This window comes from Azospirillum brasilense (genome assembly GCF_003349955.1).
GTDB classification, from domain to species: Bacteria; Pseudomonadota; Alphaproteobacteria; order Azospirillales; family Azospirillaceae; genus Azospirillum; species Azospirillum brasilense_B.
The window spans coordinates 1-13742 of the sequence record NZ_QLKQ01000054.1; the positions used below are offsets into that span (position 1 = coordinate 1).

Annotated in this window: 12 protein-coding genes; 4 read left to right on the forward strand and 8 right to left on the reverse strand. The window is 68.6% G+C overall.

From position 1 onward, the window contains the following. Positions 1-126: 126 nt before the first annotated feature. Positions 127-1491: an esterase-like activity of phytase family protein gene (locus tag DXK32_RS21525; protein WP_114860376.1), complete on the forward strand. Its 1365-nt coding sequence runs from the start codon at positions 127-129 to the stop codon at positions 1489-1491. Between the two features lie 9 nt (positions 1492-1500). Here DXK32_RS21525 and holA read toward each other — a convergent pair whose 3' ends face one another. From holA to DXK32_RS21545, 4 genes are all read right to left on the reverse strand, one after another. Next, positions 1501-2523 carry a DNA polymerase III subunit delta gene (gene holA / locus DXK32_RS21530; RefSeq protein ID WP_114860377.1) on the reverse strand — a complete coding sequence of 341 codons (1023 nt, stop codon included), beginning with the start codon at positions 2521-2523 and terminating at the stop codon, positions 1501-1503. Positions 2524-2572: 49 nt separating this feature from the next. Beyond that, positions 2573-3121 carry an LPS assembly lipoprotein LptE gene (lptE, locus tag DXK32_RS21535; protein WP_114860378.1) on the reverse strand — a complete coding sequence of 183 codons (549 nt, stop codon included), beginning with the start codon at positions 3119-3121 and terminating at the stop codon, positions 2573-2575. Next, positions 3108-5678: a leucine--tRNA ligase gene (leuS, locus tag DXK32_RS21540; protein WP_114860379.1), complete on the reverse strand. Its 2571-nt coding sequence runs from the start codon at positions 5676-5678 to the stop codon at positions 3108-3110. Before leuS ends, lptE begins: the two co-directional genes overlap by 14 nt. Before the next feature lie 119 nt (positions 5679-5797). Then, entirely contained in the window at positions 5798-6337 is a 540-nt protein-coding gene (locus DXK32_RS21545) for a DUF3576 domain-containing protein (protein ID WP_114860408.1), read from the reverse strand. Between the two features lie 329 nt (positions 6338-6666). On the opposite strand from DXK32_RS21545, the gene DXK32_RS21550 reads away from it, so the two are divergent. Next, the gene (locus DXK32_RS21550) at positions 6667-7863 is read left to right on the forward strand and encodes a porin (RefSeq protein ID WP_247877271.1); all 1197 of its coding nucleotides are present in this window, start codon (positions 6667-6669) and stop codon (positions 7861-7863) included. A gap of 359 nt (positions 7864-8222) precedes the next feature. Further along, positions 8223-9350, forward strand: a complete 1128-nt coding sequence (locus tag DXK32_RS21555) for a porin (protein ID WP_114860381.1) — start codon at positions 8223-8225, stop codon at positions 9348-9350. A gap of 91 nt (positions 9351-9441) precedes the next feature. Here DXK32_RS21555 and DXK32_RS21560 read toward each other — a convergent pair whose 3' ends face one another. Next, on the reverse strand, positions 9442-9975 hold the full coding sequence (locus DXK32_RS21560; RefSeq protein ID WP_162801296.1) for a hypothetical protein: 534 nt from the start codon (positions 9973-9975) through the stop codon (positions 9442-9444). A gap of 99 nt (positions 9976-10074) precedes the next feature. Here DXK32_RS21560 and DXK32_RS21565 point away from each other — a divergent pair, with 99 nt between their 5' ends. Continuing rightward, the gene (locus tag DXK32_RS21565) at positions 10075-10782 is read left to right on the forward strand and encodes a YggS family pyridoxal phosphate-dependent enzyme (RefSeq protein WP_114860383.1); all 708 of its coding nucleotides are present in this window, start codon (positions 10075-10077) and stop codon (positions 10780-10782) included. A gap of 6 nt (positions 10783-10788) precedes the next feature. Here DXK32_RS21565 and DXK32_RS21570 read toward each other — a convergent pair whose 3' ends face one another. From DXK32_RS21570 to ribA, 3 genes are all read right to left on the reverse strand, one after another. Then, positions 10789-11310, reverse strand: coding sequence for a L,D-transpeptidase family protein (locus DXK32_RS21570; RefSeq protein ID WP_114860384.1), 522 nt, complete (start codon positions 11308-11310; stop codon positions 10789-10791). A 78-nt stretch (positions 11311-11388) separates the two neighbouring features. After that, positions 11389-12381, reverse strand: a complete 993-nt coding sequence (locus DXK32_RS21575; RefSeq protein WP_114860385.1) for a hypothetical protein — start codon at positions 12379-12381, stop codon at positions 11389-11391. A gap of 181 nt (positions 12382-12562) precedes the next feature. After that, positions 12563-13735, reverse strand: coding sequence for a GTP cyclohydrolase II (gene ribA / locus DXK32_RS21580; protein WP_205215790.1), 1173 nt, complete (start codon positions 13733-13735; stop codon positions 12563-12565). Positions 13736-13742: the final 7 nt, after the last annotated feature.

The window sequence follows — 13742 nt, forward strand, 5'->3', positions numbered from 1 at the left end:
CTCGCCATGATCCAGCAATGCATGCGCGTCAAATGGCCGTCAGACAGGACCTAACATGAACTCCCCCTAAACAAGGGTCGCCCGGCCGCAGCGACGCGGCCGGAGCCGACACAGAGGGGGAGATTCATGAAGCCCATCCACGGCCTGTGCCTCGCCGGCCTCACCGCGGCCCTGCTGGCCGGACCGGCCTTCGCGGACCAGAAGTTCCCGGCGGAGCTGGCCGGCCACGGCATCATCGACGCCGCCACCTTCATCGCCCCGCCCGCCGACGCGCCGGACCTGTTCCGCACCTCCGGCAAATTCACCGCCGCCGACCGCAAGCGCGTCGACCAGCCCCGCAGCGTCGACGGCACGTCCTTCTTGTCGGCCCCCAACGCGCCGCGCGCCACCGGCATGGCGCTGCCCTTCGAAGGCCAGCCGGTCCAGGGCTTCTCCGGCATCAAGGCGCTGGGCGATGGCAGCTTCCTGGTGCTGACCGACAACGGCTTCGGCAGCAAGGGCAACTCCGCCGACGCCATGCTGACGGTGCACAGGCTGACCATCGACTGGAAGACCGGCAAGGCGGCGGTGGCCGAGACGCTGTTCCCGCGCGATCCCGACCGCAAGGTGCCCTTCCCCATCGTCACCGAGGCGACCGCGGAACGCTACCTGACTGGCGCCGACTTCGACGTCGAGAGTGTGCAAATCATCGGCGACCGGATGTATTTCGGCGATGAGTTCGGTCCCTACATCCTGGTGACCGACCGGACCGGAAAGCTGCTGTCCCTGCACGAGAGCACGGTGGACGGCAAGCCCGTGCGCTCCCCCGACCATTACGCGGTCTCCCCTCCGGCGGTGCCCGGCGCCGTCGGCTTCGAGGTGCGCCGCTCGCGCGGCTTCGAGGGGATGGCCCCGTCCAAGGATGGAAAGTTCCTCTATCCGCTGTTCGAAGGGCCGCTGTGGACCGGCGGTGCGTGGGAGACCAAGGACGGGCGGGAGTATCTGCGCATCGCCGAGTTCGACGTCGCCAAGGGCGGTTTCACCGGCCGCAACTTAAAGTATCTGCTGGAGGCCAACGGGAACAACATCGGCGACTTCAACATGATCGACGCCACCACCGGCCTGATCATCGAGCGCGACAACGGCGAGGGCGACCCGGCCCGGGGCTGCACCGGCCAGCCGACCCCGGACTGCTTCAACGTTCCGGCCCGGTTCAAGCGGGTCTACAAGATCGACTTTGCCCAGGCCGACGCCGAGGGCTTCGTGAAGAAGGTGGGCTATGTCGACCTGATGGACATCGACGATCCGAAGGGAGTCGCCCGGCTCGGCGGAGACAAGGGCAAATTCACCTTCCCCTTCGTCACCATTGAGAATGTCGATGTGGTGGACGCCGAGCACATCGTCGTCGGCAACGACAACAACCTCCCCTACTCCTCGGGCCGCGCGCTGGGCAAACAGGACCACAACGAGCTGATCCTGCTGCGCGTTCCGCAGTTCCTGGCCGCGAAGTAAGGAAGAGGCTCAGCGTCGCGCCAGCGAGGCGAGCTGGAAGAGGACGCGGGCGCAGAGCGTCTGATCGGGCATGTTGGTGCGCTTGCAGTCCGCCTCGGCCTCGACCAGCCGCTCCAGCGCCTGTCGCACCAGCGGCGCCGGCCAGCGGCGGGCCTGACCGGTCAGCCGCGGCTTCATCTTGAAGAACACCGGCGGGCGCAGCGCCTCCACCGCGGCGTCCGCCGACTTGCCCGCCGCCACCTGCCCGGCGACCAGCTGCAGGCGCTGGAAATGGCGCTGGGCGGCGCGCAGGATCGGCACCGGGGACATGCCCTCGGCGAACAGGCGGGCCAGCGAGCGGTCGAGCGTCGCGAAGTCGCCCTCCGCCGCCGCCCAGATCGGCTCGTCGAGCGACAGGGCGGCGCTGTCGACCACGCAGGCCTGGGCATCCTCCAGCCGGACCCGTGTCTCCGTGCCCATGTAGAGCGCCAGCTTCTCCATCTCGCCCCGCGCCACCATGCGGTCGCCGACGAGGTTGCCGGCGAGAAAGGACAGGGCGTCGGGATCGGCGGTCAGGCCATGGCCGTGCAGGATGTCGGCGATGACCCGGCCCAGCGCCGCCTCCTCCTCCACATAGCAGGGAATGGCGACGGCGCCGTCGGCCCCTTCGAACAGGGTGCGCAGCTTCGACCGGTTGCCGAGATCGCCGGCCTCGACGAGGACGAGGCTGTCGCCGGGCGGCAGGTTGCCCAGGAAGGCGGTGAAGGCGGCGGTGACGTTGTCCTCCGCCTCGCGCACGCGGATCAGGCGGCGGCCACCGGTGAAGGACAGCGCGGCGGCCTCGTCGGCCAGACGCGCCGGATCGTCGGCGACGGCGCGGCCCAGCATCTCGGTTACGCGGAAAGGGTCCGACAGGTCGGCGACCACGGTGCGGCCCAGACCCATGGCGCGGTCGCGCACCAGACCGGTGTCGGGACCGTAGAGCAGGACGGCGCGGATCTTGGGATCGGGGCTGCGCAGGAAACCGTCGATCGCCCGGGCTTGCAGCTTCACGAAGACACCGTCGGTGGCGGAGGACCGGCCTCCGGTTGTCCAGTGCGGATCAGAGCTTGCGGCCGAGCTGGGCGGCCACGCGGGTGGTGATCTCGTTGGAGATTTCCAGGATCGCGCGGTCGTAGGCGTTCTCGACGGTGGCAAGTGCACCGTACTGCTGCTCCAGCACATTGTAGCTGATGTAGGATCGCGCGTTGGCCTGGAACAGGACCGCGCCCGTCGCCGCGTCGATGAGCTGGTAGGGGGCGTTCACGACGAGCTGGGCGCGGGTGGCCGTCGCGTCCTTCTGGATGGACAGCTTCTGCTCCGACGCGGTCAGCGCGGTTTCCAGCCGGTAGCGCGGAGCGGCGGGGCGGCCATCGGCGTAGAAGCGGTCGATCAGGAGGTTGCGCAGCTTCTGGCCATAACGGTCCTTGATGCTGCCGATCTCGACCTGCTGGAGCTCGGCGGTGCCGATGCTGTTCGTCCCGAGGGTTCCATACATGGGCTGGAAACCGCAGGCCGCGGTGGCGAGGACCGCCGGCGTCAGCAGGGCGAGGGCGAGAAGCCCCCGCCGCCGCACGCCGGCTTTGCCCTTGTAGCGCTCAGACGACGACATTGATCACCCGGTTCGGGACGACGATGACCTTGCGCACCGGCTTGCCCTCCAGGGCGCGCTGAACGTTCGGGTCGGCCAGGGCGGCCTGCTCCGCGGCGTCCTTCGCCATGTCGCGCGGCAGCTCCAGCGTCGCGCGCAGCTTGCCGTTGACCTGCACCGCCATGGTGACCGAGTCCTCGACCACCAGGGCCGCGTCGGCCTGCGGCCAGGGCTGGTTCACCAGCAGCGTGGCGTGACCGAGCTGCGCCCACAGCTCCTCGGCCAGATGGGGCATCATCGGGGCGATCAGGCGCACGGTGGCCTCGAAGCCTTCGCGCAGCACCCAGGCCTCGCCCTCGCCCGTGCCGTCCAGCTCGGCGAGCGCGTTGGACAGCTCGCGCACGCGGGCCACCGCCTTGTTGAAGCGGAACTTCTCCAGGTCTTCCGAGATGCCGGCGATGGCCTTGTGGACCAGGCGGCGGGTGGCCTCGGCCTTGGCGCCAAGGGCGTCCGGCTTCGGCGCGCCGGCGGGTGGCAGCGCGACCGACGATTCCGTCACCATCCGCCACAGGCGGTTGATGTAGCGCCAGGCGCCGTCGATGCCGGCTTCCGTCCATTCCAGGTCGCGTTCCGGCGGGCTGTCGGACAGCATGAACAGGCGGGCGGCGTCGGCGCCGTAGGTGCCGATGATGTGTGCCGGGTCCACCACGTTCTTCTTGGACTTCGACATCTTCTCGACGCGGCCGACCGTCACCGGGCCGTCGGTGTCGTTGCGGATGTAGTCGCCGAGATCGTTCTTGCGGATGTCGGTCGGGGCCAGCCAAGCGCCGGTGCCGGCGTCCTTGTAGGTCTCGTGGTTGACCATGCCCTGGGTGAAGAGGCCGGCGAAGGGCTCCTCCACGTTCAGGTAGCCGCACTGCTTCATCGCCCGCGTCCAGAAGCGGGAGTAGAGCAGGTGCAGCACGGCATGCTCGATGCCGCCGATGTACTGGTCCACAGCCAGCCAGTAGTCCACCGCCTCACGCGTGAAGGCGACGTCCTCGGCCTTGGGCGAGCAGAAGCGGGCGAAATACCAGCTCGACTCGATGAAGGTGTCGAAGGTGTCGGTCTCGCGCAGCGCCGGCTTGCCGCAGCTCGGGCAGCTCGTGTGCTTCCAGGTCGGGTGGTGGTCCAGCGGGTTGCCGGGCTTGTCGAAGGTCACGTCCTCCGGCAGAACGACCGGCAGATCCCGCTCCGGCACCGGAACGATGCCGCAGCTCTCGCAATGGATGACCGGGATCGGGCAGCCCCAGTAACGCTGGCGGGAGACGCCCCAGTCGCGCAGGCGGTACTGGGTGGTGCGCTCGCCCTGCCCCTGCTCCTCCAGACGCTTGCCGACCTCCTGCTTGGCCGGCTCGACCTCCATCCCGTCGAGGAAGCGCGAATTGCGCAGCAGGCCGGGACCGGTGTAGGCCTCGTCGCCAACCGTGAAGGCGGCGGGATCGGCGTCCGCCGGGACGACCACCGGGGTGACCGGCAGGCCATACTTGCGGGCGAAGTCCAGGTCGCGCTGGTCATGGGCCGGGCAGCCGAAGATGGCGCCCGTGCCGTAGTCCATCAGCACGAAGTTGGCGACGTAGACCGGCAGCTCCCAGGACGGGTCGAAGGGATGCACCACCTTCAGCCCGGTGTCGAAGCCGCGCTTCTCGGCGGTCTCGATCGCCTCCTCGCTGGTGCCCAGGCGGTTGCACTCGGCGATGAACTCGGCCAGCGCGGGGTTGCCGGCGGCCAGCTCGGCGGCCAGCGGGTGGTTGGCGGAGATCGCCGCGAAGGAGGCGCCGAACAGCGTGTCGGGCCGGGTCGTGAAGACCTCCAGCTTGTCCGCCCGCCCGACGAGGTCGAAGCGGAAGCGCACGCCGGTGGACTTGCCGATCCAGTTCTCCTGCATCAGGCGCACGCGCTCCGGCCAGCGGTCCAGCGTGTCCAGCCCCTTCAGCAGCTCGTCGGCGTAGGCGGTGATCTTGAGGAACCACTGCGACAGCTTGCGCTTCTCGACCAGCGCCCCGGTGCGCCAGCCGCGGCCGTCGATCACCTGCTCGTTGGCCAGGACCGTGTTGTCGACCGGGTCCCAGTTGACCCAGGACTCCTTGCGGTAGGCCAGGCCTTCCTTGAGGAAATCCAGGAACATCTTCTGCTCGTGGCGGTAATAGTCCACGTCGCAGGTGGCGATCTCGCGGTCCCAGTCGATCGACAGGCCCATCGTCTTCAGCTGGGCGCGCATGGCCGCGATGTTCTCGCGGGTCCATTTGGCCGGGTGGGTCTTCTTCTCCAGCGCGGCGTTCTCCGCCGGCAGGCCGAAGGCGTCCCAGCCCATGGGGTGCAGCACGTTGAAGCCGCGGGCGCGCTTGTAGCGCGCGATCACGTCGCCGATGGTGTAGTTGCGCACATGCCCCATGTGGATGCGCCCCGACGGGTAGGGGAACATCTCCAGCACATAGTACTTCTCACGGGAAGCGTCCTCGCGCGCGGTGAAGCAGCCCTGCCGCTCCCACTCGCCCTGCCACTTCGCTTCGGTTTCCTTGACATTGTAACGCGACATGACCGCAGACGCCGTTCCGTGAGTTTCGTGGGTCTAAAAACATAAGACGCCGGTGGCGGGGTGACAGGCATCGGCGCGATGTCCGCGCCCTGCCCCGCCCCGCGTGACGGCGTCCGCGCTCAGCGCGCCGCGGCCTGCTGGGCGACGCGGATCTGGCGGGCGCGGGTCAGCACCGCGTCCTCCAGAGTGGTCGCCGTCTCCGGACCGACCGCGCTGTCACGCCAGTCCGACCCGGCGCGCTGCTGCTTGAACACCGACACCCGCACGCCGTCGGCGCGGAGCTGGCGGTCCATGATGTACAGGTTGACCTTGAAGCGCTCGTTCGGAGCGTCCGGCGGCGTGTACCAGTCGGTCAGGATGACGCCGCCGAACGGGTCGGCGGAGACGATCGGCATGAAGGACAGCGTGTCCAGCGAGGCGCGCCACAGGAAGCTGTTCACGCCGATGCCGTTGGGGTCGCCCTGTTCGGCGGTGCCACGCTTGTTCTTGCCGAACAGGTTGAAGCCGCCGTCGGTGCCGAGAAGGCTGCCGAACTTGTATTCCTTCTTGATCTGCTCATCGACGGTTTCCGTCTGGCCGCCCCAGCTGGAGCAACCGGCCACGGCGAGCGACGCCGCGAGCACGACGGGGGCAAGGCGAAGGACACGGGAACGGCGCATGGTCGGAACCTGGATCAATAAATTCGGGGTACCGCGCACGATACCGCGGCGGATGCGGCTGAAAAGACCATAAAAGCCCGCGCGCGGCAACAGCCGATGCGGGGTTCCGCCTGTGCCTTTGCTGTGGTCGTGCCCAGGACCGGAGCCCCCGCGACGGGTTTGTGTGCACCGCGGAATTCCGACGGCGGTGCACAATCAGGGTGTGTTCCGTCGGACACACTGTTCCTTCATTGCTGCAACTTTTCGATTTCCGGCTTGCTGGCGTCCCTGCATCTGCGTACCACAGAGCCAGCCAGGACGTTAACCGGGCTGAAAATTCTGCTGCCAGGATGGAGGCAACAATCATGAACCGTTATCTGCTCGCGGGCTGCGCCGCTGCCGCTCTGGCTCTGGGTGCCGGCGCCGCCAACGCTCAGGCCAAGTTTGAAGTCAAGGTCGGCGGCGACGCCTACTTCGAAGGCGGCTGGGTCGATCAGGATCAGGACGCCAACACGCGTTCGGTTGACTTCCGCAACCGCTTCCGCGTCATCGTGACCCCGACCGCCAAGGCCGACAACGGTCTCGAGTACGGCGGCCGCATCCGTATGCGCGCCAACGCCGGTGCCAACAACGGCCGCACGATGGACGCCGACCGCGGCTACATCTTCGCGCAGGGCGCCTTCGGTCAGGTCCAGATGGGCGTGACCAACTCCTTCAACGACGCCACCTACGTCACGGCCCCGCAGGATTACCTGCCGCTGGGCATCTATGACGGCGTGATCTCGTGGATGGGCAACGCCGACGTCTCCGGCGGCCTGGGCGCCCTGAACGGTTCGATGCTGAACCAGTCGCTCGTCGTCGAGAACAACGCGACCAAGATCGTGTACTTCTCGCCGCGCTTCGCCGGCCTGCAGGTCGGTGGTAGCTACCTGCCGCGCAACGACGACTCGCACGCCTCGGTCAACCGCTCGGATCTGGCTTCGGTCGCTCCCGGCGTCGCCAACCGCGGCTTCGGCAACAAGGCCGGTCAGTCCTTCGTCGCCTTCGAAGATCTGGTCGAACTGGGCGCCAACTACAACAACACCTTCGGTGGCGTCAATGTGAAGGCCAGCGCGGGCTACTTCTGGGGCTCCGCTCCGGGTGGCGTCGCCGGCACTTCGGTTGAGGACCTGAACGCTTGGCAGGTCGGCGCCCAGGTCGGCTACGCTGGCTTCTCGCTGGGTGGTTCGTACACCGACTTCGGCGAGTCGGGCCAGATCCAGGCCCCGGGCTCGGACAACACCAAGAGCCGTCTGTGGGTTGTCGGCGCTCAGTACACCGCTGGCCCGATCGTTGTCGGCGCCAACTACAAGAACAGCCAGGACGCTGGTCAGCTCTATGCCGCTGGCAAGCGCAAGCTGGAAGTCTACGAGCTGGGCGTCGGCTACACCGTCGCTCCGGGTCTGACCCTGCAGGCTCAGTACGACCACTTCAAGCTGGACAACGACTCGGCCGGTCTCGACGACAAGGGTGACGTCGTCCTGGTCCGCTCGGTGCTCGCGTTCTAATCTGCGGAATTCCGTGGATGATGAAGGGCGGTGGCTTCGGCCACCGCCCTTTTTCTTTGCCTCGTGTCTGCTTTTTCGTCCTTTGTCCGCCGTCCGGGCGGGCTCGTTGCAGTGCGCAAAGTTTGTTCATCGCGCTCAAAATCTGGCCACGCAATGTGCTATATTTACGGCATACGGGAAAAACCATTGGTCTTCAGATACTTATGACTGTGTCTGAATGGCAACTGTGTTACAGTTGAACCGATTTCCTTCTTGAATCACCCTTGCCGGGAAAAGGAACGAGTGGCTTAGTGGTTGGCGGGAAGCACAACCGCACGGCTCCGGTCTTTTTGGGGGCCTGCTAGAAGGATGGACCATCAATGAAGCGTTCTCTTGTTACGGGCTGCGCCGCCGTCGCGATCATTGCCTGCAGTGGCGTGGCTTCCGCCCAGACCAAGTTCGAGGTCAAGATCGGCGGCGACGCCTTCTTCCAGGGCGCCTACGTCAATCAGGATCGTGACCAGGACACCCGCTCCACGGAGTTCGCCAACCGCTTCCGCGTGATCGTCACGCCGGTCGCCACGGCCGACAACGGTCTCGAATATGGTGGCCGCGTCCGCATGCGCGCCGCCAACGGCGCGAACAACGGCCGTTCCATGGACGCCGACCGCGCCTTCATCTTCGTGAACAGCAGCTTCGGCACCGTGCAGGCCGGCACGATCAACGGTCTGTCGGACGAGTTCGGCATCATCGGCCCGAACGTCGAAGGCATCGCCGGCGGTCCGGACAACAACACGGTCGAGTTCCTCAGCGGCTCGTCGACCTACGACCTGCTGCCGACCACCACCAACAACTTCCGCGCCCTCGCCTCGGGCGATGTCGGCACCAAGATCATCTACCTGACCCCGACCATCGCGGGCTTCCAGGGCGGCGTCTCCTACATGCCGCGCAGCGGCGACTCGAACACCTCGGTCAACCGTCGTCAGGACAACGGCGGCTTCCAGGATGTCGTCGAGGTCGGCGGCACCTACACCAACGAGTTCGGCGCCTTCAGCGTCGCGGCCAGCGCCTTCTACCAGTTCGGCGATGCCGTTGACGACGGCATCGGCGCCGGGGCGACCCGCTTCGAGAAGCTGAGCTCGGTTCACGCCGGCCTGAACCTGGGGTACGGCAACTTCAAGATCGGCGGCAGCTACGCCTACAGCGGCGACAGCGGCTATGACAAGTCGGTCACGACGAAGGAAAAGCAGGACATCTGGATCGTCGGCGCCCAGTACACCGCCGGTCCGCTCATCCTGGCCGCCAACTACTCGCATTCGCGCGGCAACGACGTTGCGACCGGCACGACTCCGGCCAAGGCCGACCTGTATCAGGGCGGCGTGACCTACACCGTCGCGCCGGGTCTGACGACGGGTCTGGAGTACAGCTATCTCGATCTGAAGACCGATGCCGCCGGGCTCGACGACCGCGCGCACATCATCATGATCGACACCCGTCTGGCCTTCTGATCGGCCTTGCGGCAGCTCTGACGGAAACGGCGGCGGATACCCATCCGCCGCCGTTTTCCTTTGGGCGCCGCTTTCCTTTGGCGTTGGCCCCTTACTTCTTGGTGGCTTGCACCGATTCGGTCTCGCAGAGCAGCAGGATCGCCGCATCCTCCATCGGTGTCCAGATGGCGAGCAGCTGCTGTTTGGCCTTCTCCGCCGTGTAGGCGGTGGTTCCCGGATCGCGAATGGAGCGGATTCTCACCTCGCCCAGTTTCCAACCGGCCTTGCGGAAGCCGCCCAGGGTGGATTCCAGGATCTGGTCGCGGCGGGCGTCGTCGTCCTTCTTGAACGCCCAACCATAATTCTCCTGCTTGGTGCAGCGCCGGTTGAGGTCGGCGGCGGCGGCCCCGATGAACTCCTTGTAGGTGCCGTCATCCTGCAACGGGAACGGTTGTTCGGCGAAGGGCGCCTGGGCGATGGCCGATCCCGCGGCCGTCTTGGGGGCCTCCTTCGCGGCTTCCTTGCCGGCGGCGGGCTTCCCGCCATTCTGGCTCCCGGCGTTCTGGGCAAGGGCGCTGCCGGCCGTGAACGGCGCGGCCCCCAGAATCAGCGCCGACAGGATCAGGGGACGCATCCAACCACGCATGCCGTGTTCTCCTCGGGGTGCTTGCGTTTCGTCGGTCCGTCCGTTACCACGCCCTCCGGTCCCTGTACAGGCAGGCGCCATAAAAGGGGGAAAACCGGCATGTCCGCTTCGCACACCGATACACCGGACGGCAGCGTCACGACCCGGCTGGAGGCCGTCCGCCGGTCCATCCAGGACGGCTGCGCCGCCGGCGGGCGCGCTCCCGGCGCGGTGACTCTGGTCGCCGTCTCCAAGACCCACCCGGTCGAGGCGGTGGAGGAGGCCCTGGCCGCCGGCCAGCGCGTGTTCGGCGAGAACCGCGTGCAGGAGGCCAAGGCGAAGTTCCCCGCTCTGCGCGAGCGCTTCCCGGACCTGGAACTGCACCTGATCGGCCCGCTCCAGACCAACAAGGTGAAGGACGCGGTGGCCCTGTTCGACGTCATCCAGACGGTGGACCGGCCCAAGCTGGCCGAGGCGCTGGCCGAGGAGATGGCGCGTAGCGGGCGCCGCCCGCGCTGCCTGATCGAGGTCAACACCGGCGAGGAGCCGCAGAAGGCCGGCATTCCCCCGGCGGAGCTGGACGCCTTCCTGGCCGCCTGCCGGGATACCTGGAAGCTGCCGGTGAGCGGCCTGATGTGCATCCCGCCGGTGGACGAGGAACCGGCGATGCATTTCGCCCTGCTCGCCGACATGGCGCGCCGCGCCGGCCTGCCCGAGGTCAGCATGGGGATGAGCGGCGATTACGAGACGGCGATCCGCTTCGGCGCCACCCACGTGCGGGTCGGCACGGCGATCTTCGGCGCACGGCCCCATCCCGCCGCCGGTTAGCGCCTGTTACGCCGCCGGGTCCGCCACGGTCAGCGCGGTGCCCGGCGCGCAATCCTTGAGAAGCCGCAGCAGGTCCGGCAGGGGCAGCGCGACGCAGCCCGCCGTGGGCGCCCGGTCGGGCCGCGCCACATGCATGAACACGGCGCTGCCCAGGCCGGGCACCACCGGGTCGTCGTTGTGCCCCATCACCACGATGACGTCGTAGACATGGTCGTCGCGCCACAGCTCTTCGTGGCTGGCGGCGTAGGGGCGCTTGACCGGGCGGTTGTAGGCGGGGTCCGCCGGATCGTCGCACCAGCCGTCGTCGGGCGCGATGGGCGACGCCGGCAGGCCCGTCGCGGGACGCTCCAGACGGTCGGGGCGCCACAGCACGCGGCGCAGCGCGAAGCGGCCGACCGGGGTGGCGCCGTCGCCCTCCCGCTTGTCGGCGCGGATGCCGCCGCGGCCCAGCACGCAGCGGAACGACCCGCCGGGCCAGTCGAGACGGCCTTCCGACGGCGGGTCCTCAAGACGAACCGTGATCTCCATCGCTCTTCCCTTCACCCGCAGCCCCTCACCCGCAGCCCCTCACCCGCAGCCCCTCACCCGCAGCCGGGGTCATCGCGCTCAGCCCGACACCCGCAGGCTGGGCGCCGGGGCCTGCGCGGCCCGCCGGCCCTGCTCGTACTTGGCCAGATTGCGCATCATCGTCTCGGACAGCATGTCCGGTGTCACGGGCGCGAAGGCGTTGCCGTTGGCGGCGGCCGGAGCGGCGTTTGCCGGAGTGGCGTTCGTCTGCGTTGACGCGTTGGCCGGCGCGCTCGCGGCTCCGGTTCCGGCCGCCGTGGACGCCTGTGCCGTGGGCGCCTGGGGATCTCCGGCCTTCGGTGCGCCGGAGGGAGCCGCCGTGGCGGCGAAGCCGATGGTGGAGGGATGCGGCTTGGCGGCGGCGTATCGGGCCATCATGCTGTTCGCCAGCGGCGTGTCGCGCGCCGGCATCCGCGAGGGATGCGGTGTCTCCGTCAAACCATCGCGCCCGGATCCGCTCACCGCCGCCCCCACCCCATGCGGCGCCGCCGCGGGGCGCTGCTTGGCGTCGGGCAATTCCGCCGTGACGGTGCGGGCCGGCTGAGTGGCCGCAGCCGCAGCGGCCACGGCCGGCGCGGAGGTGCCGGCGGCGGAATCCGGCAGGGCGGCGACCGCGGTGGTTCCGGCGGTGCCGGCGGGATGGCCGGCGGCGGTGCCCCCGTCGAAGCCGAGCGAGGCCATGATCTGCTCGCCGATGTCCTTGCCCTGAGCCTGTTCCACCACCGCGTTGGCGATGGAGGCCATGCCGCCCAGCGGGCCGCCAAACAGGATGCCGCCGATGACCTTGGACGACGGCTTGATCGTGTCGCCGGTAATCTCGCGGTAGATGGTGTTGACGAGGGGGATGTGCTGAAGCGGGTTGATGATGTCCAGAAAGTCGCCGAAGGACATCTCGGCCTCGGCCTCGTAGCGGTCGGGGCTGTCCCGGCTTTCCATGACCGTCAAGGGGGGCGTCGCTTGGGCCGGCGACCGCTCGCGCTGCACCGGCCGCGAAGCGGCGGTGGCGTCGATGGTGGTGGCGTCGATGGCCATGGGCGGTCTCCCGTCGCGGTGTCCAGCCCTGTCCTAAGCAACCGGCGTGCCAGTTCCGTGGGCAGATATTCCGGCCCATCGGGCGCCTTCGGGCTCGGGTGCGGACCGCGACCCGGCAAGAGCTGCCGGGCAAGGGTCGTTTCCTGCCCTCCGAAGACTCGTCTCTCAGACTCTTATGATCTCAGAACATATGGCCGCTGCGCTCCGCCTTGGTGCGCAGATAGGCTTCGTTGTGGCCGTTGGCCGGGAAGATGTGGGGAACGCGCTCGACCACCTCGATCCCGCAGCGGGCGAGCTGGCGCAGCTTCTCCGGGTTGTTGGTCATCAGCCGCACGGCGGTGAAGCCCAACTGCCGCAGCATCTCCGCCGCCGGCAGATAGACCCGCTCGTCCGCCTCGAATCCCAGGATCTCGTTGGCGTCCACCGTGTCGAAGCCGCGGTCCTGGATGCGGTAGGCGCGCAGCTTGTTGACGAGGCCGATCCCCCGCCCCTCCTGCGCCAGATAGAGCAGCACGCCGCTGCCCTGCCGGGCGATCTCGGCGATGGCGCCGCGCAGCTGCTGGCCGCAGTCGCAGCGCAGGCTGCCCAGCAGGTCGCCGGTGAAGCATTCCGAATGCAGGCGGGCCAGCACCGGCTCGCCCGCCACCGGGTTGCCGACGATGATCGCCAGATGCTCCGGCCCGCCGTCGATGGGGCGGAAGGCGGCGATGCTGGTGTTCTCGGCGCCGGACAGGGGAACGCGGGCCTCGGCGACCCGGCGCAGCGTGCGCACCACATGGACGCGGTAATCGGCGATGTCGCGGGCGCGGACCAGCAGCAGGTCGTGCTTCGCCGCCCATTCCGCGGCGCTGCCGGTGTGTCCAGCGGCCGGGGCGACGATGGCCGCCGGCAGCAGCCGCGCCAGCCGGGCGAGGTCCACCGCCGCGGTTTCGCGCGACCCGGGGTCCATGGCCGTGGCGGCCAAGCCGTCCGGCATCGCTCCCTCCGGCATCGCCCCATCCGGGCGGTGTTCGGGGTCGGCCAGCGCGTGGGCCTCGTCCGCGGTCAGGCAGCGGGGAAGCGACAGGGCGACGACGCCCGTCCCCTCGCCCATCAGCTTCAGCACCGTGGCGCGGCGGCGGGTGACGGCCAGGACCGGCGCGGCGCCGGTCAGCTGGACCAGCCGCTGCACGGCGTCGATCGCCACGGATTCCACCGACACCGCGGCGCCGACGCTGCCGTCGGCGGTCTCGATGGCGACGGCCTCGCCCCGGCGCAGGGCGGCCGTGGCCCGGTCCACCGCGCGCATGGCGGCTTCGTCCATGGGCAGGACGGCTTCGGGCGGGGCGGAGTCGGACGGGGCGTCGGCGTACATAACGGAG

Coding starts and splice junctions, on each gene's coding strand:
- DXK32_RS21565 (WP_114860383.1), top strand. CDS start 10,075: ATGTCCGCTTCGCACACCGATACACCGGACGGCAGCGTCACGACCCGG.
- DXK32_RS21555 (WP_114860381.1), top strand. CDS start 8,223: ATGAAGCGTTCTCTTGTTACGGGCTGCGCCGCCGTCGCGATCATTGCC.
- DXK32_RS21525 (WP_114860376.1), top strand. CDS start 127: ATGAAGCCCATCCACGGCCTGTGCCTCGCCGGCCTCACCGCGGCCCTG.
- DXK32_RS21560 (WP_162801296.1), bottom strand. CDS start 9,975: ATGCGTGGTTGGATGCGTCCCCTGATCCTGTCGGCGCTGATTCTGGGG.
- DXK32_RS21545 (WP_114860408.1), bottom strand. CDS start 6,337: ATGCGCCGTTCCCGTGTCCTTCGCCTTGCCCCCGTCGTGCTCGCGGCG.
- ribA (WP_205215790.1), bottom strand. CDS start 13,735: ATGTACGCCGACGCCCCGTCCGACTCCGCCCCGCCCGAAGCCGTCCTG.
- DXK32_RS21575 (WP_114860385.1), bottom strand. CDS start 12,381: ATGGCCATCGACGCCACCACCATCGACGCCACCGCCGCTTCGCGGCCG.
- leuS (WP_114860379.1), bottom strand. CDS start 5,678: ATGTCGCGTTACAATGTCAAGGAAACCGAAGCGAAGTGGCAGGGCGAG.
- DXK32_RS21550 (WP_247877271.1), top strand. CDS start 6,667: ATGGAGGCAACAATCATGAACCGTTATCTGCTCGCGGGCTGCGCCGCT.
- lptE (WP_114860378.1), bottom strand. CDS start 3,121: ATGTCGTCGTCTGAGCGCTACAAGGGCAAAGCCGGCGTGCGGCGGCGG.
- DXK32_RS21570 (WP_114860384.1), bottom strand. CDS start 11,310: ATGGAGATCACGGTTCGTCTTGAGGACCCGCCGTCGGAAGGCCGTCTC.